Here is a 19,838-nt window from a genome sequence, read left to right as displayed (position 1 = left end):
GTCTACCCCATGATGTTTTTCTTGTTATGGTAAAGGGGGTCACCCATGCGGCAGACGTTTTTACCCTCAATCTTGACGTCAAAGGAATACATCATGTACTCGCATTCGGCCTTGTGCTTGCCACTGATGATTCCCTTTTTGACACCGGCTTCATCACCCGCGCTCTTACTGTAAACAGCGCCTTTGACCATCGGCATCTGGCCGTCCAGCGTGACGGATTTGGGGCCCTTTGCGGTATCCGACGAGCGGCCGATATTCGGGTAGGGAATCGGTACGACGGAAGATCCCACCGGGGTCTTGCAGACATCGGGAAATACCGTGCTCATGCCGCCACTGCCCTTGTGGGCAATACCGCGGCCATTGGCAAAGGTCGTTTGTGCCATCATTCAATTCCTTTGTTTACCGGGGTTACCGGGTCATTGAGACCGTCACTGACTCCACGCTCAGCACGTCGCGCGGACAACTCAAACTGGCCCGCCAGGTTAAGCTCACTGTGCGCTTAAAGGGCTGCAAATAGAGTGTCTCCAATCGGGCCTCCAGAAGCTCCCGACGCCCCCCTTGCCGGGCACTGACCGAAAGAGGAACCTCGGGCAACTGCCCAGTCCAAGCCCCGTCGGGATGCATGCCGGTCAGTTCGAACGGCTCACCGCCACGCATCCAGCCCGGGTACACCAGGCCGGGTGCTGCCGCATTAAAAAAGCGCCGGGAAAAATCCTCCGGCGCAAAGGGCGCGCGGGTAAGACGCCACTGTTGATCGTAGGTGCCAACAAACCGGGTACGCGGATGCCAGTGTGGCGCCACCGGCCCCAGGCCGACCGGCTCAGGGCAGTCCTCCCGACTACTCAGCAGCGCCTGCGGGTGCTCAATATTCGGCAACAACTCCCCGTCCAGGCAAGCGTCGTTGCACTGCGCCTTGGCGAAGCGACCAACCGGGTTTCGCTCGTTGTAAACACGCCAATGCTCTCTTTCGGCGACTGAGCCACCATAGGCCCGTTCCCATGTCAGCGGCATTCGCTCGAACGGGTCGGGCACGGAAATCTGGCCCTGATCCCATCTCCGGTCACCAAACACCATGAGCGACTGGCTTACCCGTCCCACCGATACCGTCACAGGCAACTGCCTTGCCGGACGCCCGTCGGGCGCCCAGGCATCTCCTTCCACCAGAATATCCGTTGCGGTTTTTCCCAGATGAATGTCACTGGGGTAACGCAAACTGGAGGTATTCGGCTCGGCGTAATACTCATCTGCTCTCCACACCGGAACGGGTTCATCGGCGAGCATCCAGCCCTCCGTAAAGCTCGCTTTGACAATGACGTACAAGGTATCGACGCCGGTTTCATCGTTCAGGGCCGTCAGCTCCGCTTCAAAAGGTGTGCGGTTATTCAACTGCAACATGATCGAAGCACTCAGTTCATCTGGATGGAGGCACCGAGAATGCGATTCACCCCCTCTGAACGGCTCACCAGATGACGGCCGCGCAGGATGATTTTGCCCGCGTCGGTCAAGGTTATGCTGGCAGAGCCGCATCGCAACACCAGCTTCTCCTGCCCTTCCAGCACCAGGTCGCGCGCCGGTGTGCCATCCACCTCTACAGACATCGCTTGCGCTTGCCGGGAACGGGACTCTGATCTATCACCCTGTCCAGCCTCCAGAGTCAGTTCCAACGGTGTGTGTACAAACCCCATAAGCAAAGGCGTAGCGACTTCACCGGAGGCGCTCTTGACCACGGCCTGACGACCAAGATCCGCGCGCGAGACCGGCAAAGCCGGCAAGGTGACAAAACTGCACCGCTGACCGCCCAAAACGACGCTCACCTCGGGCGCACCCTGCTCCGTAAACCCCGTCAGGGTGCCCACCAACCAGGCACCTTCTGGCGCAGAGAACTGTGGCGCATCGGCCGGCGCGTCCTCGCTGCACCGCACCGGCTCTGCCAACTGTTCGAATTCACTCGCCACGCTAAGTCTCCAAAAAACAAGGGGTTAATTGCTGGTCACTTTGCTGCCCTTGAGCACGACGTTACCGGAACCCTTGACATTGATATTGGCCCCACTGATCGTGATATCACCGTTACTTTTCAGTTGGATCATGGCCGAACCGGTTTTCAAGGTAATTTCATCATCGGCCTGAAGATTGATGGACTTGGCGCTCAAACCATACTGATTGGTCACCGACTCCCGGTACTCACCCTCAACGCTCTCGGTCAGGTTATTCTTCACCGAAATCACCATATTGTTGCCGATGGTTTCGGTGTGGTCTTTCTTGACCTCCACCTGCTTACTGCCGCCGATGGTTTCCCGATGATTCTCCCCGACCTCTATCGATTTATCCTTGCCGATGGTCTCGCTCTGATTATTGTTGACGGTTTTCGTCCGATCGTTCTCAATCAGACTCGTTTCATCATTGCGAACCGTTTTAGTTCGATCATTATCAATGGTGAGCGTCTGGTTGTTTTCGACCTCGACGTCGTAGTCCTTCTCGGCGTGCAGCAGGATCTGCTCCGCACCCTTTTTATCTTCAAAGCGAAGCTCGTTGTAATTTTCCACAGTACCCTTTTGGGTAGATCGGGTTTTAATCCCGCTTTGGGTCTTGGAGGTATATACCGGGCGATTCTTCGAGTTGTAAACTGCGCCGGTGACCAGAGGTCGATCCGGATCGCCATTGAGAAAGTCAACCACCACCTCCTGACCAATACGGGGGATAAACGACGAACCCCACTGATTCCCCGCCCAGGACTGAGCCACCCGAAGGAAGCAGGAGCTCTTCTCGTCTCGTTCGCCCTCGCGATCCCAGTGAAACTGGACCTTGATTCGCCCCAACTCATCGATGTAGATTTCCTCCCCCTCGGGGCCCACGACCCAGGCCGTTTCCGGCCCCTTCATTACCGGGCGTTGGTGTGCGCGCTTGGGACGAATAGCGGTGTCAGCCGGAACACAGATAAAATCATTGGTATAACACTGCGCCTGCCCGTCCCCCGTGGTCTGGGTATCCTCAACCACCTCATGATGCACTTCAAGAAGGATATAGGCGCCCTTTTCAGCATTCGATTCATGCTTGGCGAGGTTGAACTTGCCTCCAGCGACCAATTGCGGATAATCCGAGGAGCCCGCAACGACGTTTCGATCCAGCTCTTCCGCCTGCATACGCATTCTGGGCACAGGTGCGTTATCACCGGTGTGATAGAAGGCGGGATACTCATAGTGTTCAAACTGGCCATTGTAAGCGAACCCCGGCTGCCCTTGAGAGTTGTTTAGCAGCGATTTGATTGGCTCATTAAAATCGTAATCGCTCAACGTCCATTGACCGGCGCGATAGTTATAGCTGTGCTGCCAACGATGTATTCTAGCGCCGGGATTTGACCCGGGGGAGTATTCGAATTGATTGTCTTCCAGAGCAGGGAAGGCATTGGCCTGATCCACCAGAATCAGATTGTGCTTTCCGCCGACATGCTCGAAGAAGTATGATATGCCGTCTTCTTCCAGAAGCCGACAGACGAACTGAAGGTCGCTTTCATTACGTTGAACGCAGTACTCTCGGGTGTCCCCGGATTGCGCGCGAAACTCGAAGTCTTGCAACCCCTGTTCAGAGAAAATCTGTGAAACGATGTCTTTGGTGGTTTTGTTCTGAAAAATACGGTTATTGACCCGGTGAGCCAGAAACGCCAGCCACGGGCGAAGCACGACTTCGTAGGTGCGCAGATTATTCTCCTGCACTTCACCTGAGACAAAGCGTGCAATATGACCAGAAAACTCTCGGCCATTGGTACTTTTCAGTGCCACATGCCCCAATTTTCCCATGACATCATTGGCCTTGATATCAAGCTTTTCCGATACCAGCGTGACATGGAATTCAAATAGTCCGGAAACGCTTTCTTTACCCGAAAGACGCTTAACGAGAAAGGTATCAGTGCCAAGTGAAAAATCGCTGATGGCGACTTGTCGGCTTTCCTGAGTAAGCTGCCCCATAGACTTAGCAACCTGTTATCCGCGCACAACACGGCACGGTATCGTTCCTTGTTTTCCCGCCCTTTGCAGGCGGGACCATCTTCGCTGAGCGGGCCCTGCGAGCTGGCCGCAAGGCCCGACCTGACTTACAGCGGCTTCGCAGTGGTCAAGTCATAACCCACACGCTGCGGGCTGGATGACTTGTTCGTCTTGTCGAAGTCATTGTAGTTGACCATGATCTTCGAGAAGCTCAAAGAAATGGTTTCAACCGGATCGCCATCATCAGCGCCTGCAATCTGATAACCACTGACCAGGCAGTCTTCCAACACATAATCCATATATTCGACGACTTTGTCAGCGCCGGTCTGGACAAACTTGATGGTGACTTTCTTGCCTGCGGACCCGGTAACGGCCTCTTTGAAAAGCGCTGTCGCCGAATTGTCCGCCACCTTGGTCAAGGTGATTTCGCTGACGGTAGGCCGAGTCGCTTCACGGTTGGACAGGTTGCCGGGCTCCATGGAAATGCCACGACCAACACCGAAAGAAAGGGACTGAACAGCAATGTGGTCCTTATAACCCTCCGCTGTTACGTTTCCTTTGATACCTTCATACTCGAGATAAATTGCCATTTTTAGTCTCCTTGCGTTTGCTGTTTATGGACATCAGGTCTGGAAGCAATCAGACCCGAGCAACTTTCCCTGCCGCCGTATCGCGATAAAAAAAGTACTCGGAACAAACTTCACATTCCTGGTACCCGGGGCGAATGATAGCCAAATCACTGATCACCAACAACCTGTCTCGCAAAAACAGAATGTTTTTTTTCGATACCGAGAATCGCATCACTTAAATCTTTTAAATCCGGGAATTTTATGTGAACTGGTTCTCCACTTTTTCCGGACAAAAAATAGTCTTATGAACATTATCACGCCAGAATAAAATTTCTCATAGCAGTGTCGTAAACAATCCGCTTCATCACGAAGGAAGAAATTCGATTGGGTAAATGATGGTTATGGTCTGCGCGCTTCGCTCCTCGAAACGGAATTGCAGAACACGTGCCCTGATCCTCTGCTCCAGACGATGATCGTCCAACTCGCTGGAAACAATCGTCACCTCGGTCACTTCTCCGGACGGTTCAATGGTCACTTCCAGCACCATACGCCCTTGCAAACCTGGCGTCTGCCGACGGGCCCGATTGTAGAGTGAGTACAAGAGGCCTTTATTGCGATCGAAAACCAGGCTGACCTCTTCGTCCGTTCGTCCTGTCTGCGCGAAACTGTCCCGGCGCTCCCGCTTGTCCGCCGGCTCTTCAGCGAGAGAAGTCTCTATGGTAGCAAGGTCTCGCCGCGCCAGTACGCTACCGCCTTCTCCGGCCGATACCGCGACAACATCGCGTGCACCGGTTCGCTCAGCAGCCGACGCCAGATCACCGTCGCCATAACCCGCGGCCATCTGCCCGGCATCGGCGTCGCCTTTACCCTGGGTGTCCACCCAGCCATCCACTTCAGAGGTGTCCATCAAACTGTCCAATTGCTTTCCGAGCGCTAACAGGCCACTGCGCTGCGCCTGCTCCCGGGCTTCGCGCTGCGCTTCGGTGGTGGGTTCCTGCACGGCGGGTCGCTCTCGTTCAGGCTCGACCATCGGTTTTGGTTCAACCACCGGTAACCGCTTGGGCTTCACCTCCTCCGGCGCTTCAACCGGCGGATCACTGGGTTGCTCAATCATAAAACGCGCCACCCTGTCGGGAATATCCGCCCGGGTGGCGCGAGGTTTTTCCGGAACTTCGACCAGCGACAACATCTGCGCGATCACCAGCGCCAACCCAACACTGCCAATCAGCCACCAACGATAGTGATTGGCCGACGAGCGACCGGGCTGCCACTGGATGACCAGGTCCTGATAACGGGGGGCGGTCTGCATCATGGTGGTCACAACTGACTCGCCTCCTCCGCAGTGCCGGAGACTTGACTGGCGGCGAACGCGACCTGGCGAAACTCCAGAGCTCGACTGGTTTCTACCACTCTTCTGATGATGTCGTAGGGGACAGACTGATCGGCCAACACGGTCAGGGTGTCGTTTTCACCACTGGCGGACAGCGACAGTCTGTAGGCCAACTCCTCCCGCAGCGGGTCGATGACACCATTGCCCGCTTCGATCACCTCCGCCAGTGTCGTCACCGACTTCCCGTGCACGAGTATGGCCTTTCGTGATATCAATACCCGCAGGGTTTCCTCTGGCGGCTGCTCGGCGGTGGAGTCCGGAAGCTTCATCACTTTCTGACTGGGCAATTCACTGTCACTGGACGCATTGACGAGCAAAAAGAACACCAGGATGGTAAAGATGTCCATCAGAGACACCAGGTTCAGCCCCGGCGACTTGCGCAACTTCTGGTTGCGCTGAATACGGCGGGCCCGTCGACTCAGGGATTTCATGCCGGTCCCTCCGTGTCAGTCGGCGCATCACCCAGCGATATATCCGGAAACAACTCTACTCGCTCGAGCGTACCAAGTTGTACCTGCTGCGTGCTTCCGACCCGATCCATCACCTGTATCAGAGTGTTATAGGAAACGCCTGGCGCCAACTGCAAAGCGATCGCTGTTTCTTCGGGAAAGCGCTGCTTGATTTCAATCAGTGCCTCTCGAAGCTGGCGCCACTGAACGTCATCATCCGTTCGTTCCAGACGCGTAATCAGCCCTACGTTGGCATCCCTCAGTGCCAGGTAGTCGTCCGACACCACCAACTGAAGCTGCAGATCCAACGGCTGTTCTGAGAGTTCCTGCTCCGACTGCGACCCGGGGAGATTCAACTCCAGAACGGTCATCCGGGAGAAAACCGCCGTAATCAACAGGAACGGGACCAGTATGACCATCAGATTCATGAACGCTGTGATGTTCAGCTCAGCCGCCTCCTGAACCTGACGTTTGCGACGAAAGCGCATGCCCTTACTCCCTGATCATCAAGTTCAGACATTTGACGGAGGCGGTTTCAATACTGTCGACCACTCGCGCCGCTTTGGTGGAAAGAAAGGAATGCAATAGCAACAACGGAATGGCGGCGCAGAGCCCAAAGGCCGTGGTATTCATTGCCACCGAGATACTGGCAGACAGCATCTCTGCCTTGTCCGCCGGATTCGCCTCGGCGACGGCGGTAAATGCCTGAATCAGGCCGATGATGGTGCCCAGCAGTCCCAACAGCGTGGCCACATTGGCCAGCGTTGCCAGGTAATGGGTACGCTGTTCAACCTCCGGAAGCACCTCCATTACGCCCTCCTCCATCGCGGATTCGACCGTCTCGCGCCTGGTGTTTCCTTTAAAACGGGAAAAGCCGTAACTCAGAATGCGCCCCAGCGGGTCTTTCAAGTCAGTCAGCGACTGTGAGGCCCGCTCATAATCCTGGGCCTTGAGCATGGGCGCCAACTTGAGCCAGACCCGATTGACCGACTTCTGGGTTTTCGCCAGGTAAAAGTAACGGTCCAGGGTGATTGCCAGCCCAGCCGCCATGATGAACAGGATCGCCCACATGAACGGGCCACCCACTTGGAAAAAACGGACAAATTCCATAACAAGCCTCTGTGGTTAATGATGTTTCCGTTGAGTTACAAGATCGTCGGTCGCACCGCCTGATGCCGTCAGACCGTTGACCTTTGAGTCGATGGTCAGCAACAGGCGTCGGCGCTTCAGCCGATACTCGGCCAACGACACCGTTCGTTGGTTGTAATCGTCTACCAACTGGTGCAGTTTCTGTATCAGAGTTGTCACATCCATGGTCATGTCGCGCGACTCTCTTAGCGGTTTTTAAGCTGTCTGACCAAGCGCAGACCGGTATAGGTGTCCGGGCGGCCATCGTGTGCTTTCTGCCAGCTCACCTGACATTCTTCCATCGGCGTATCGTAGTGCCCCCCGGCAACCGAGAGCGCTCCCCCGCTGAGCACCCATTCCTGAGCATTGCCCAGATGATTCACCAGGCCCCAGCGGTTCTGCCCGCCCACGCTGGCTTTGACCAAGGAGCCGCCACGTTGAATACCCCTGGAGGAGAACAGACAGTTGCGGTTCGGGTCCGGCTCGGCGCCGTCCGCTCGGGCGGCATGACGCCACTCCTCGTAGGTCGGCAGCCGGTAACGGTAGCCGGTCTGCTCGGACAGCCAACGGGCGTAAGTCCGCGCCTGCTCAATAGGGATGTCGGTGACGGGTCTGTCCCGGGATTGCTCCTCCCGTAACTCACACCCTGATGCGCGACAGAAGCGATTGAAATCCCCAACGGTCACCTCCTCACGACCGATGGCGTAAGCCGGTCGGCCCGCAAACCCGGGAACCACCACCATGTCCGGACCGAGACCCGCGCCCGGCAAGGTATCCCGACAGCCCGCACGTGGGCCTCGGCTACCCATTCCGGCCAGAGAGGCATCACAGGGGTCTTTGGGTTCTATGGCGATGCCGGCAATGGCGGCACTGCGCGGAAAAATCTGCATGGCATGCTGCTTGAACGTCTGGGCCCGGTCGGGGAAGCGAGCGCCAATGGTTTCGATGCAGGATGCCAACGCTCCGATCACCCGGCTTTCCTCACGCTGATATCGGCCCGGGTCCAACTCTCGCAACTTGTTGATGGCAATGGCCAAGTCATCCATATGCAGCTGCTGTCGGCAGGCGAGTTGCCGATCAACGTTGGCCAGTGCATTATCGAACTCGCGATTGACTTTTTCCTGAACCGCCTGCTTGCGTGCCTGTTCCTGCGCCAGAGCCTGCGCCGCTCGGCGTGCCTCGGCCTGTTGTTCTGCTTCAAGCCTCGCCCGCTTGAGGGCGCTGCCTATCTGTGCAGACAGACGGTCGAGCGCCGCTTCGTCATCGCTGTAGCGTCGGGCATTGGTCAGCCGGGCACGGGCCTGCTCCAGAGCGCCGGCTTCAATTTCTTTATCAATTTTTTCGAGATACGCCCTGTAAATGGACGCACGCTGACCTTCCAGCCACTGATCATTCTTCCCCAGCAGTTGCTGCAAATCGGTATAGCTCTGCCAGAGCTGACGTTCCCATTCGGCCGAAAAGGTCATTGTTGCCAACAGTTCGGTCAATTCGTTCTGCTTCATTTCCAGCCGGAGTCGCTGCTCAATTTCCAACCGCACATCCTGCTCGGAGAACTGTGGAATCCACTGATCCCGATATTGATATGCGGCGGTCGCCATTGACGTCACCACAATCAGCGCTCCGATCGCGTATTTGGCGATCGCCACTTTCCGATGCACGAAGGCATCCCAGAACGCCTGAACCGAGGCCACCCGATCCTCTCGGCGAAAAGCCAGACAGTGTTCAATCGCTCGCCACTGGCTTTTGGGAATGCCCACAAGACGTTTCGGTTTGAGTTTCTGACGGGCCGCCTCGTCGGCATGCACCCGGTTGAACGGGTGCTCACCGGCAAAGAGCTCATAGGCGATGCACCCGAGGGCATAAAGGTCATCACGCGCATCGGGTGGGGCGCCCTCAAGCATCTCCAGGCTCGCGTAGGCGGGCGTCAGAGCGCCGAGGTTTCCCGCATCAAAAATCGTTTTATCCTCTTCCGCATCGTCAGACCGTTCGGCCTTGGCCACCGCACGGGCAATACCAAAGTCAAACACCTTGGGAATGCCCCGGTGGGTTACAAAGATGTTGCCCGGTTTCAGGTCCGAGTGAATGATGTTTTCCGCATGGGCATAGATCAATGCGGAACACACGCCTTCAAGAATTTTCAGACAGTCTTCTCGGGGCAATCCGGTGGAACGATACTGGGATAGCAACTTGTCCAACGGCTTGCCATCGAGAAACTCCATGGTCATGAAAACCGTGTCGCCATCCCGGTCGAAATCGTGCACATTAACGATGTTCGGATGCGCGATACGCTGAGTTTTACGCGACTCTCTCTGCAAGGCGATGAACGCTTCCGGGTGGGCCTTGAACTCGTCGCTCAACACCTTGATCGCGACATAGGGGTCACGATCCTGGGCCTCGATTTTCAGCCGGTCCTTGGCTTTGTAGACTACCCCCATGCCACCGGCACCCAGAATGTCCTCCAGCAAAAACCGACGTTTCAGTAGGCCATGATGACCCGAGGGACGTTTCGGGGAAGCGACCGCCTTCGATTTCGCGGGCCTGGCCACGACGGTAGGCGGATTCGGATCAACCAGTGTGGCATCCGAGCCACGCCGACGCGGCGGCGCCTGATAGCGTGTTTTATCGCCCGTAGCAGTACTCTCCACCGATCGGTTCCGTGGGGTATACACGGTCGTATCGGGTGTGACGTTTTCGCACGGCGCGATCCGCGTTCTAGGTTCCCTGGTTTCAGTCATGTCCTTCCCATCTTCCTGACTCAATTATCCCGTTGAGCGCATTGCCGTCCGCTGGAACTGCCCACCTTGCCGGGCTCGCCTTTGATCACCACGACTGAGACGTTATCCGGCGCTCCTGCACGCAAGGCGACATCAATCAACGCCTGGGCACAGATGCCCGGATCGCGATCGGCCAGAATTCCGGCGATGGTCTCGGTTTCAATCACGCCGTGGAGCCCGTCGCTGCACAGCAGAAACAGGTCACCGAGTTGCACATCAAACAGGCGCATATCCAGTTGCAGATGCTCTTCCACGCCGACCGCGCGAGTAATCACGTTGCTACACTCATGCACGCGGGCCTGCTCGCGATTGATCAGGCCCATGGCCACCATGTCTTCTACCTGGCTATGATCCCGGCTCAATTGCGTGAGTGCACCGTTGCGAAAACGGTACAAACGGGAGTCCCCCGCCCAGAGCACCACCCCGATACGACCGCGGATCATCAGGTGCACCAGTGTGCTCCCGATCGTGGCGCCGTCGAGTTCCATTCGGGCATAGTTCTGCAACCCCTGATTCACCCCCTGCAGACAGTCTTCGACCCGGTCCACCGACTCAGCCAACGCCTCGGGCAAACGCAGTTGGGCCAGTCCCTGGACGATTTCCCGACTGGCCAGGTCGCCCACTTCGTGACCACCCATGCCATCCGCCACGGCCCAGTGGTTTTGATCAGCGCACGTAAACACCGCGTCTTCATTGAGCTTGCGCACCGCGCCGGCATGAGTCGCATGCTGGCAGCGCCAGTGAATGGGGCGCCGATACGTGGTATCAACCGGTTGCGGCCGGGTCTCGGTATCAAGCATCCGTGAGCTCCCTGGGGCACGGTGCGAACGGCTGCTCCCACTGCCAGTCCCGCCACTGCCCCGTATACATGGCGGCCACCCCTGCAACTGCCGGCAACCCCCGCGCCGTGGCGACACAGGGCTCGACCCGATCAGAACCCCGGGTGGACCAGATGCTGTAGCTCGGCATGGTTGCCGACAGGGCCGTATCCAACAGGTAGGGATAGACCTGCTCAGGTCCGGTCCGCTCGTCATGAAGTGTGACGATACGATCAGCGCCCGAGCCGGACGGCAGTCGGGTGTACTCCGCACCGACCAACAGGGGACTGGACTGAATACGGGCCGCCAGTGAATCGATCTGAATCTGCCCGTCGAGCGCGGCCAGGGCAACAGACTCCAGCGACTCGTACCAGGCATCGGCGACGGTCAACGCTACCGTGGCCGGTATGTTGGACGGTGCGGAGCCCAGGATGGTGAACGGAAAGTAACGACCGACCCGATCCACGCTGGGCAGCGAAATTCCGGCCCAAAGCTGGCCGTCCAACACGCCCGGAGACAACGCAAACCGCCAGATGGGGCTGGTAAGATACACATCCAGCCAGTGCTCGCCCAACTGTTCCTGGGTCGCAGCGATCACCGATTGCAGCCAATCATCCCAGATATTGACGCACTGCGATGGCAGCCCGCGGTGAATGAAATCGCCGTGGGCTGGCAGCTTTCCAAAAAAACCAACAACGCCATTGGCACTCATCACAGCACCTCCGGACACTGGTATCGGCGCAGGGGATTATTGGTCAACAGATTGTCGACGCTTTGGGTGCGCACCTCATACACCATCGTATTCCGATCCGCACCGGCGCCCGGGGCTGCGCTGGAGAACGTCAGGTGGAAGACATCCGAGCGAGACGTTTTCTGCACCTGAGCATCGTCCAGCGCGCGGAACCAGGCCCAGGGCCCCTGGTACACCCGATCACTGGCGCCCCCGTTGACCTTTTCAAACACCAGACGCAGCCGGCGTTCCGCCTGATCACCAGACCAATCAACCCGACGCCAGAACTTGGGCCCGTGGCTGTACGACAGGGTCTGGTCACCCATATCAAGAACAAAGCGGGCATTGTCTTTGGTCAGGTCTTGCGGTTTGAACTCCAGACTCAGTCGCGGGGAGGACTCGCCCGAGCGGAACATCAGTTCGGTGATCGCCTGCCCGTGACGGATCTGTGCCAAGGCACTGGCCGAAAGCCCCAGGCCGTAACCATCCACCTGCCGGTTGTGCCACTGGCCCCGGGTCTGAACAAACGGCTCGATATACTGCTGCACAAAACGCTCGTGCAGCCCGCCCGGTTTGAAGAATTCACTGAAGTCGTACAGTGACATTTCCGCATCCACGCCGCCCACCAGCGGGTAACGGCCCGCCGCCATGCGCTGATACGGCTGATACACCTGGGCCTGCCACTCGTTGACGACATGCCCTCGGGCTTCAACCAGAATACTCCGCCAGGTTTCCCGTGACAGGCCGTTGAGCCACTGTTCCAGGGGCTGGGGCAGGTTGCGCGCATAGCTCCGCAATTGACTCGCCGGGTTGCCCTGACCATCGGCAAAGCGCGCGCGGGCAATTTCGAACGCCCGTCGTTGGGGGTCCGGCGACATCCGGATGTCCTGTACGAAATCACTCAGCTTGCGCACCTCCCCAAGCACCGCATGAATGGGTGCCTGTCCGGCATCACCCGCCATCAACCGATGCAGCTCACTGAAATGCCGATCCACTTCAGTGGAGTCCATTTGCGAGGCAATCAAACCGGCCGCAATACTGGTCCGCTGACTACGGCCCGCTCCGGCCACCTTTTCCTTGAGCTCGGGGTTGGTCAACTGCGTCTGCGCGGCGCTGACCTCCAGTACCCGCAAGAGGGGCGAGTACAGTGGGTCCGCCGCACGCGCCAACCGCTCGCTGCCCTGATTGAGGCTGGCGAAAGAATCAATGGAAAGTGCCTGCTGCACGCCCACCCAGGTGCGAATATAGTCGCGCAAATACAGTTCGTTCACCCGCTCGCTCAGTTCCCCGAGATCGTCCTCGGCCATGGTCTGGGTGCTCTGTTCCAGGCTCTCAAATATCCAGCGGTCATTGACCAGCTCACGCAGCACCGGCGATCGTGGCGAGAGGTCGATGGACTTGTAGCCTTCGCGGGTGAACATCCAGGGCACCTGAATCGCATCCCGGGCGTTCACCGGTAATTCAAATACCGCGGTCAACTGATTGCCGTATTGAGCCCGAAGGTCAACCGGACGTTGATATTCCGGCTCGCTCTGAATCCGGTTATAGACTCGCTGGGCGACCGGGACCTGCAGTAGGCGCTGGGCCACCGTTCGAGCCAGCGGCCGGTTCAGCGCCTGATCCGTCAGCTCCAGCGTCAGCAAGTCCTCCAGATGTTGACGCAATGAGGTCTGAGCCTCCCGCTCCAGAGTGGTGGCCCACCGGTGGGTAAACCACTCAACAACCTGCGAAGGTTCCATACGCGAGGTATCCCCGAACATCTGGTACACCCGGAACCGGTTGTACAACTGCAGATCATCTTCGGTGTCCAGCAGCCCCTGCTCCAGCTCTCGCAACAATGCCTGAGTGAATGGGCCGCGCAGATAACGCTGATACGCCTGATCGGCGCGTTCATCGATGCGTCCGTCGTAGAGGCCGACGCCGGTCAGTACCGGGTGCGCGTCCCGATCGTACACAGAGCTGGCCTGCGCCAGGGCAGTCAGTGCCGGCAGGTGCGTTCGGGGGACTGCCGGGCCATAAGACTCCCTTTGTAGCTGCTCGAACCGGGACAGGTGCGTGCGGACATCCTCCATATCAGAGGCGTGGCGACTGACACTGCCGGTCCACACCATCACCAGACCTACGGCACTGCCTGCCAGAGCCGCGTAAGCCGAACGCCGCCCCCACTGCCGCCAGCGTTCGTAGCGCGGATTGGTGCCCACCAGTTCAGATTCCGGAAAAATCACATCCTGAAAGAGCCGTCCCAGAAAGAACCCCTTGCCCCGATTCACACCCGGTACGGCCTGTTCGCGCCCAAACCCGAACTGTGCCGACACAGTACTGACCAGGCGATCAATCGGCGTGCCATCCTGGGTGCCGCTTGAGTAATAGACCCCGCGCAACAACGGCTGGTAACGATAGCGATTCGGGGCAAAGGTCTGCTCGACAAACCCTTTGACCAGGCGATTGAGTTGTTCAAATTGGGGCGGGAAATGTTCGATGGCCGTCCGACGCTGGGGATCGCGCTCCTGATGAAGTCGCCAGATCAGGCGCTCATAAAGTCGAGCCTCCAGTTGACGAAGCTCGGCGTCAATAAACTCAAAATCCGGGGCCGACTCCATTGAGCCAGCGCGTGGCAGGCTGAGGCCCCACACTTGTTCGCGTTCGTCTTTGCCCAGGTCTTCGAAAAATTCATTGAAGCCCGCGATCAAATCCGACTTGGTAAACATGAGATAGACGGGAAAGCGCACCTCCAGCTTGCTCATCAACTCATCGATGCGGGTGCGAATGGTGCGGGCATGACGTGCGCGCTCTTCTTCGGTCTGGGTGAGTAAATCCTGCACGCTGATTGAGACAATCACGCCGTTGATCGGTCGGCGACGGCGGTGCTTTTTCAGGAGCCCCAGAAATCCTTCCCAGGCCGAACTGTCCACGACCCGGTGACTGTCCTGGGTCGTGTAACGTCCCGCAGTGTCCACCAGCACGGCATCATTGGTAAACCACCAATCACAGTGTCGGGTTCCGCCAACACCCTGCAGCGCCCCGGCACCAAACTTTTCGGCCAGGGGAAACTCCAGCCCGGAGTTCACCAGCGCTGTGGTTTTGCCCGCACCGGGCGGCCCCACCATGATGTACCAGGGCAGCTCATACAGTGCCCGGCTCTTGTTGGCACGGCCCCGAAATCGACGTCGCCGAAGCACGGCCAGCGCTTCAAAAAAGCGCTGCTGAATCTGTTGGACATCCTCGGCCGCCTGGCTACTGACATAGTCCGACGCATTGGCCTGGCTCTGCTGAATGTCGTCCACCATCGCCTGATTCTGCTGGCGATCACGCCATTGCAGTCGCAGGTTATTCAGCCCCCATAGCACCAGTAACACCAGAATGACCAACAGTCGGGTGGTGTTGCTGGCCAGAGGCGCCGCGTTATCATCGCCAAACTTGATCAAAGGCCCGCCAAACCAGACCAGAAGCGCCAGAATCAGGACACCCAATAGCGATAAGGTGACCGGGTGGAGCAAGGCATTTTTAATCCGCTTCATCATTACCATCGGTTCCCTGTTGGTCTACTCAAACGAATCCCTGGAGAAGGTTTCAATCTGCTCATGGACGGTGTCGAGCTGTTCCACAACGGGGTTGGAACTGGTGTAAAGCCAATACCGGAAGCCGGAAAAGATCAACACCAGAAGCAACGCCACCGCCGCACCCCATATCCACAGCGGAATCGACTCTCCCAGTGTCGATGACGTTCGGCCGAGCCCCTGCCAGCGTGGCGACAGAGCACGTTCGTGCTCGCCGCGATACCGGCGGATGGTCCGGTAGAGCTCGTCTTTGATCTGCTCCAATGCATCGCGCCCGCGGCTCGCCAGACGGTAGCGCCCTTCGAACCCCAGGCTCAGGCACAAATACATCAACTCCAACATGTCCAGGTTCTGGGACGGGGTCTGGTTCATGCGCTGCAGGATCTGAAAAAATTTTTCGCCTCCGGAGGTCTCATTGTGAAACGCGCTGAGCAGGGTCCGCTGCGCCCAGGGACTATCGCTGCCCCAGGGGGTATTGAGCACTGCCTCATCCAGAACCGAACAGAGTACATAACGGGCCGCCAATACAATTTCCGGTGGGTAGCCCCGGTCCCGGGCATCCACTTCGAACTCCCGGATCGACTGGGTCAACTGGCGATACAGACTGCGCACGTCCGTGTGGCGTGCCGACTGACGGACCTTGCCAAATACCAGCAGTAGAGTATTGGCGGAGCTGACCAGTGGATTGAGCCCCCGACCGGCAACCAGAGGCTCAGGGGGCAGATCCACCGCTGAGGGTGACGCGGGCGACTCAACCCATGAAGGCGCGCGCGGCTCCGGTGTTCCGGCTGCAGCGCGCGGGGTGATCAAGTCTGGTTTCATTCGGGTGCGATCGCCACCGGGGCGAGGCTGACGAAATACCGTTTTGTCCGGCGAATCCATGAGTGCTCCTCAATGTCGAGAGGCGATCGCTATTGGCGAATCGCCCAGAACTCCATTTCCAGGCCGGGGAAGTCTCCGCCTACGTGCAACGCAAAACCGCCCGAGTTGGCCATTTCCCGCCAGAAGGCGCTGTGCTGATCCAACTCGAAGTAGGCATATCCCGAACGGTAGGGAATCTGCCGCGGCGCCACAGGCAAGGGTTTGATGGCAATACCCGGCATGGCCGCGTTAACCAACTGCCGGATACGCTCCACCGGACCCACCTTGATCTGCGCCGGCAGACGCGAGCGCAAGGTTTCCTCGGCGATATCCGCTCGCACCGCCAGTACAAACGCTGCCGATGAAAGCAGCGAGCGATCGGGAATGGTGCCCACGCGGATACCGTATTTCTTTTCCTCAAGAGGCAGCCCGATGGCGGTCTGCTCGTACACCATCGACAGGTAGCTGCGCAGGGTGGTCATCAGGGGCAAAAACGTTTCCTGCAATTGATCGTGTCGATACGGCGCAAACTCCGGTGGCCGCTTCTCCCTGGCGACAAAGGTGGACAGCTCTCCCGCCACCAGCAGCAGTTGCTGAAACAGCGCCAGAGGGTGCAGATTGCGCACCGAAGCCAGATGGGCGATCAGGGGCTCATAGCGGTTGATCATCTGCAGCATCATATAGTCGGCTATCTCCGCCGTTCCCCCCCGTCGGGCATCCGCCAGTCGGCCGGCAATCGCCTCGCCCCGATGATGCAGCATCCCGGACAACTCGGGCAGAAAGCCCGCGAGCCTGGGGGCGGCCGTACAATCGAGACAGGTCGGCAAGTACTGCTCATCGAGCAGCACGTTGTGGTCATCGCGCACCTCCGCGATGCGCAGTACGCCAATGCAGGCATACCCGCTGAGATCCTCGGATTCGAGCATCAGGCGTAAACGGAGCTTGCCCACATCCACGGGGCGGGTATCTCCACCATCCGAGGTGACATCCCGTGCACTGACTTCCGACACGTAATAGCGGGCCAGGGCCTGTGCATCGTCTTCCCGGGAAACGTCCACCGCACCCGGCCGACGAACCGGCACCGCAAGATACACCAGCGTACTGTGGGCGCCCTCGGGAACCTCGAGCACCCCGGGGGCATCATCCACTTCAGGGAAATTGAATGGAGTACCATCGGGGAACACACCCCGACCCCGGGACACCGACAGCTTGCCCAACTTGAGCAGCTCCTGGTCCAGTTCCATCGTCTGCAGCCCCCAGGCATAGGCGCCGAGGGCGCTGCACTTGGCATCAATGTAACGTTCGACGTAGCGGTCGTACTGCTGGAAGTGCTGAGGGTTCAGAAACATTCCCTCGGACCAGATGACCTTGCTGCTCAACGACATAGTCTATCTTCCCTATCTGTTGCCGATTCATTGTGGGTCCGATCAGTTCAGCACTGACAACTGGTTACCCGAGATTTTCAGTTTGATGACTTCCCTGAACACGTTGCGCGCGGTAACGGGAACGACGACTTTGTAGGCGGCGCGCTCGTACTGGTAGAACTCGGCCATGATCCCGACATAGCGCGTTTTCGCATCAAGCACCAATTCGCGATTCCGGGTCTCGCCGGGAGCCACACCGGGTAGCTGGCGCCGACGTACCAACGTATCGCCGAGCACGGCCGAGTCACGCTCATACAGGCGAACAAAGTCAGCGTCAGCAAACGCCTGTTCGGCGGTCAGCTCGTAGAGCCTCAGCACCACCGGCGCGGGCTCGTTGCTGTGATCGGGATTGATGTCCGCGTGCGCGTCAATGGACAGCCTGACATCGGTCTGCAACTTGAGCATTCCCCCGACGCGGCTTTCCTGATTCGCACAGGCCGCCAACCCACACACCAGCAAAGCCGGGAGAAACCTACGAAGTGGGGCAAACCGTTCCATAATCATGTCTCCTGTCGTTACCGGCCGAGCATCCCGGAGCCTCTCAGGGGCGCAGCGCCGACAGGCGACGCAACTGATCCTGATACGCCTGAACGAATTCGTCACCGAAAATCTGCTGAAAAGAGCGCTCCATATTGTCGCTCAGTCCCTGGTAGTGCGCGCGGTAGTTGTCCCAATAGCGTGCCTTGCGTAACGGCGGCATGACACTGGGTTTTTGTTGACTGTTCGCATTGGTCTCCAGACGATCCGGGTCAAACTCCTTGAACATATGTTCAAACGCCCGACGCATACCGGAGATCATCGCCAACTGGTGCTCCGCAATTTCCTGGAACCCCTCGCGAACAGCCTGCAAAGGCTCCTTGTACGCCTGGCTTTGACGGACAAAAATATTCTCTAACGCTTCATCGACATCGGCAGAGAACTTGAGCGGATTGTTCTCCACGGGTTGAATGGTGGTGACATTCATCCGAAACTCATTCTTGATGCTGGCCCGGGAGCGCAACACCTGCATCAACCCCTCAATCACCTCCCGTACCATGGTGCCGATCAGCGGCTCCAGTTCCCTTCGCGCTTCCGGGCTCAACCGGTCCAGGTCCACACCCATAGCGGAAAATAGCGCCTCCGATGTCCGGGGTGGCATGGGACCTGCGGCAGACCGGTCGGGCGAAACCGCCCGAGATTCAGTACGATTGACCGGAGCCGGGCGATCCGGGTTTGAGCGCTTGCCGGGCTGTGGAGTGACGACAGGCCCGGGTGTTTCATGTGTCGCGTTGCCGTCATGCCCAGCGGGTTCATCCCAGGGTTGCGCATCCATCCCTTCAGGGGCGGCCACCCATGCGGGCTCACGCTCTGCGGGCTCCAGCCAGTCGGTGGGGATCAGTTGTTCCTGATGAGCTTCCGGCCAGTTGATTGCATCAACGGATGGATCCTGCCACTTCGGCTCGGAATCGGAGAATGCGCCGTCCCGAGGACCGGGGGACAATTCTGAGGGTTCATGCTGCCAGGGTTCGCGCTCGGTACCGGATGCTCCATCCAGCATCTGCAGAGGATCCAGCGAATCTCGAGACGGATCGGCGACGGGGCCGGCATCAAAGGGATCACAGGCAAAGGGATCATCGACGGAGAAAGGCGTGGCGGAGTGTTCCTCTGGCGCGGGCGCCGCCGCAAAAGGCGACACATCGACCGAACCTGACTCTGCATTCAACAGGTCGATCGCGAACGTGTAATCGCCTATCTCAACCTGATCACCGTGATTGACCGTCGTCACCACGCCTTTGCCCAAAGGCTCTGACGAGCCATTGATAAATGTGCCGTTGGTACTGTGATCGATCAACTGGAAGCGCCCCTGTTCGACTGTAAACTCACAGTGGCGAGCCGACAGAATCCGGTCGGGATCCGGCAGAACCCAGTGATTATCGGGACCGCGCCCGATCGTTCCGCCGTGCTGATCGAATGAAAATTGCTGTTGGGGAAGAGAGGCGCCTTCTGGCGTTTTGATCATCCTTAGCTGTAAGTTCATTCCGTTATCATCCCGAAAGTATCCGTTTTCTTTACGTCTTTGGCCACACCATTGCGATGCGCCGGCCATTCTGTGATGGAAACGGATTGTACACCATATTTTTTTTGAAACAGAATCAAAAATATTGCACTCGGTCACATT

18 protein-coding genes are annotated in these 19,838 nt (G+C 58.2%); all 18 read right to left on the bottom strand.

Annotation, left to right across the window (positions count from 1 at the left end; translation table 11 throughout):
• Positions 1–2: 2 nt before the first annotated feature.
• On the bottom strand, positions 3–386 hold the full coding sequence (locus tag OOT55_RS16700) for a DUF4150 domain-containing protein (RefSeq protein WP_265366973.1): 384 nt from the start codon (positions 384–386) through the stop codon (positions 3–5).
• Positions 387–408: 22 nt separating this feature from the next.
• Positions 409–1,395 (bottom strand): DUF2169 family type VI secretion system accessory protein, encoded by a 987-nt coding sequence (locus OOT55_RS16695; RefSeq protein ID WP_265366972.1) that lies wholly within the window; start codon positions 1,393–1,395, stop codon positions 409–411.
• 11 nt (positions 1,396–1,406) lie between these two features.
• Positions 1,407–1,955, bottom strand: a complete 549-nt coding sequence (locus tag OOT55_RS16690) for a hypothetical protein (RefSeq protein WP_265366971.1) — start codon at positions 1,953–1,955, stop codon at positions 1,407–1,409.
• A gap of 24 nt (positions 1,956–1,979) precedes the next feature.
• Positions 1,980–3,962: a type VI secretion system Vgr family protein gene (locus OOT55_RS16685; protein ID WP_265366970.1), complete on the bottom strand. Its 1,983-nt coding sequence runs from the start codon at positions 3,960–3,962 to the stop codon at positions 1,980–1,982.
• 125 nt (positions 3,963–4,087) lie between these two features.
• Entirely contained in the window at positions 4,088–4,570 is a 483-nt protein-coding gene (locus tag OOT55_RS16680; RefSeq protein WP_265366969.1) for an Hcp family type VI secretion system effector, read from the bottom strand.
• A 343-nt stretch (positions 4,571–4,913) separates the two neighbouring features.
• On the bottom strand, positions 4,914–5,861 hold the full coding sequence (locus tag OOT55_RS16675; RefSeq protein ID WP_265368846.1) for a TonB family protein: 948 nt from the start codon (positions 5,859–5,861) through the stop codon (positions 4,914–4,916).
• Positions 5,862–5,866: 5 nt separating this feature from the next.
• The gene (locus OOT55_RS16670; RefSeq protein WP_265366968.1) at positions 5,867–6,370 is read right to left on the bottom strand and encodes an ExbD/TolR family protein; all 504 of its coding nucleotides are present in this window, start codon (positions 6,368–6,370) and stop codon (positions 5,867–5,869) included.
• Positions 6,367–6,876: an ExbD/TolR family protein gene (locus OOT55_RS16665; protein WP_265366967.1), complete on the bottom strand. Its 510-nt coding sequence runs from the start codon at positions 6,874–6,876 to the stop codon at positions 6,367–6,369. Before OOT55_RS16665 ends, OOT55_RS16670 begins: the two co-directional genes overlap by 4 nt.
• A gap of 4 nt (positions 6,877–6,880) precedes the next feature.
• Positions 6,881–7,498 (bottom strand): MotA/TolQ/ExbB proton channel family protein, encoded by a 618-nt coding sequence (locus OOT55_RS16660; RefSeq protein ID WP_265366966.1) that lies wholly within the window; start codon positions 7,496–7,498, stop codon positions 6,881–6,883.
• A 15-nt stretch (positions 7,499–7,513) separates the two neighbouring features.
• Positions 7,514–7,702 (bottom strand): hypothetical protein, encoded by a 189-nt coding sequence (locus OOT55_RS16655; protein ID WP_265366965.1) that lies wholly within the window; start codon positions 7,700–7,702, stop codon positions 7,514–7,516.
• A gap of 20 nt (positions 7,703–7,722) precedes the next feature.
• Entirely contained in the window at positions 7,723–10,161 is a 2,439-nt protein-coding gene (locus OOT55_RS16650) for a bifunctional serine/threonine-protein kinase/formylglycine-generating enzyme family protein (protein ID WP_265366964.1), read from the bottom strand.
• A gap of 110 nt (positions 10,162–10,271) precedes the next feature.
• Entirely contained in the window at positions 10,272–11,090 is an 819-nt protein-coding gene (locus OOT55_RS16645; RefSeq protein WP_265366963.1) for a PP2C family protein-serine/threonine phosphatase, read from the bottom strand.
• Complete coding sequence (gene tagF / locus OOT55_RS16640) at positions 11,083–11,820, bottom strand: type VI secretion system-associated protein TagF (protein ID WP_265366962.1); 738 nt, start codon at positions 11,818–11,820, stop codon at positions 11,083–11,085. Before tagF ends, OOT55_RS16645 begins: the two co-directional genes overlap by 8 nt.
• Complete coding sequence (tssM, locus tag OOT55_RS16635) at positions 11,820–15,359, bottom strand: type VI secretion system membrane subunit TssM (protein WP_265366961.1); 3,540 nt, start codon at positions 15,357–15,359, stop codon at positions 11,820–11,822. The genes tagF and tssM overlap by 1 nt, the downstream gene beginning before the upstream one ends.
• A 21-nt stretch (positions 15,360–15,380) precedes the next feature.
• On the bottom strand, positions 15,381–16,277 hold the full coding sequence (gene icmH / locus OOT55_RS16630) for a type IVB secretion system protein IcmH/DotU (protein ID WP_265366960.1): 897 nt from the start codon (positions 16,275–16,277) through the stop codon (positions 15,381–15,383).
• Positions 16,278–16,306: 29 nt separating this feature from the next.
• Positions 16,307–17,641: a type VI secretion system baseplate subunit TssK gene (tssK, locus tag OOT55_RS16625; protein ID WP_265366959.1), complete on the bottom strand. Its 1,335-nt coding sequence runs from the start codon at positions 17,639–17,641 to the stop codon at positions 16,307–16,309.
• A 42-nt stretch (positions 17,642–17,683) separates the two neighbouring features.
• Entirely contained in the window at positions 17,684–18,178 is a 495-nt protein-coding gene (tssJ, locus tag OOT55_RS16620; RefSeq protein WP_265366958.1) for a type VI secretion system lipoprotein TssJ, read from the bottom strand.
• A gap of 43 nt (positions 18,179–18,221) precedes the next feature.
• Complete coding sequence (gene tagH / locus OOT55_RS16615) at positions 18,222–19,697, bottom strand: type VI secretion system-associated FHA domain protein TagH (protein ID WP_265366957.1); 1,476 nt, start codon at positions 19,695–19,697, stop codon at positions 18,222–18,224.
• Positions 19,698–19,838: the final 141 nt, after the last annotated feature.

Source organism: Marinimicrobium sp. C6131, assembly GCF_026153455.1.
Taxonomy (GTDB): Bacteria; Pseudomonadota; Gammaproteobacteria; order Pseudomonadales; family Cellvibrionaceae; genus Marinimicrobium.
This window is presented reverse-complemented; position numbering and strand designations above follow the sequence as displayed.

What these genes read in the sequence shown, in the direction of transcription:
- OOT55_RS16645 (WP_265366963.1), bottom strand. Translation starts at nt 11,090, where the DNA reads ATGCTTGATACCGAGACCCGGCCGCAACCGGTTGATACCACGTATCGG.
- tssK (WP_265366959.1), bottom strand. Translation starts at nt 17,641, where the DNA reads ATGTCGTTGAGCAGCAAGGTCATCTGGTCCGAGGGAATGTTTCTGAAC.
- OOT55_RS16660 (WP_265366966.1), bottom strand. Translation starts at nt 7,498, where the DNA reads ATGGAATTTGTCCGTTTTTTCCAAGTGGGTGGCCCGTTCATGTGGGCG.
- OOT55_RS16685 (WP_265366970.1), bottom strand. Translation starts at nt 3,962, where the DNA reads ATGGGGCAGCTTACTCAGGAAAGCCGACAAGTCGCCATCAGCGATTTT.
- OOT55_RS16695 (WP_265366972.1), bottom strand. Translation starts at nt 1,395, where the DNA reads ATGTTGCAGTTGAATAACCGCACACCTTTTGAAGCGGAGCTGACGGCC.
- tagH (WP_265366957.1), bottom strand. Translation starts at nt 19,697, where the DNA reads ATGAACTTACAGCTAAGGATGATCAAAACGCCAGAAGGCGCCTCTCTT.
- OOT55_RS16700 (WP_265366973.1), bottom strand. Translation starts at nt 386, where the DNA reads ATGATGGCACAAACGACCTTTGCCAATGGCCGCGGTATTGCCCACAAG.
- tagF (WP_265366962.1), bottom strand. Translation starts at nt 11,820, where the DNA reads ATGAGTGCCAATGGCGTTGTTGGTTTTTTTGGAAAGCTGCCAGCCCAC.
- OOT55_RS16670 (WP_265366968.1), bottom strand. Translation starts at nt 6,370, where the DNA reads ATGAAATCCCTGAGTCGACGGGCCCGCCGTATTCAGCGCAACCAGAAG.
- icmH (WP_265366960.1), bottom strand. Translation starts at nt 16,277, where the DNA reads ATGGATTCGCCGGACAAAACGGTATTTCGTCAGCCTCGCCCCGGTGGC.
- tssJ (WP_265366958.1), bottom strand. Translation starts at nt 18,178, where the DNA reads ATGGAACGGTTTGCCCCACTTCGTAGGTTTCTCCCGGCTTTGCTGGTG.
- OOT55_RS16665 (WP_265366967.1), bottom strand. Translation starts at nt 6,876, where the DNA reads ATGCGCTTTCGTCGCAAACGTCAGGTTCAGGAGGCGGCTGAGCTGAAC.
- tssM (WP_265366961.1), bottom strand. Translation starts at nt 15,359, where the DNA reads ATGATGAAGCGGATTAAAAATGCCTTGCTCCACCCGGTCACCTTATCG.
- OOT55_RS16675 (WP_265368846.1), bottom strand. Translation starts at nt 5,861, where the DNA reads ATGATGCAGACCGCCCCCCGTTATCAGGACCTGGTCATCCAGTGGCAG.
- OOT55_RS16680 (WP_265366969.1), bottom strand. Translation starts at nt 4,570, where the DNA reads ATGGCAATTTATCTCGAGTATGAAGGTATCAAAGGAAACGTAACAGCG.
- OOT55_RS16655 (WP_265366965.1), bottom strand. Translation starts at nt 7,702, where the DNA reads ATGGATGTGACAACTCTGATACAGAAACTGCACCAGTTGGTAGACGAT.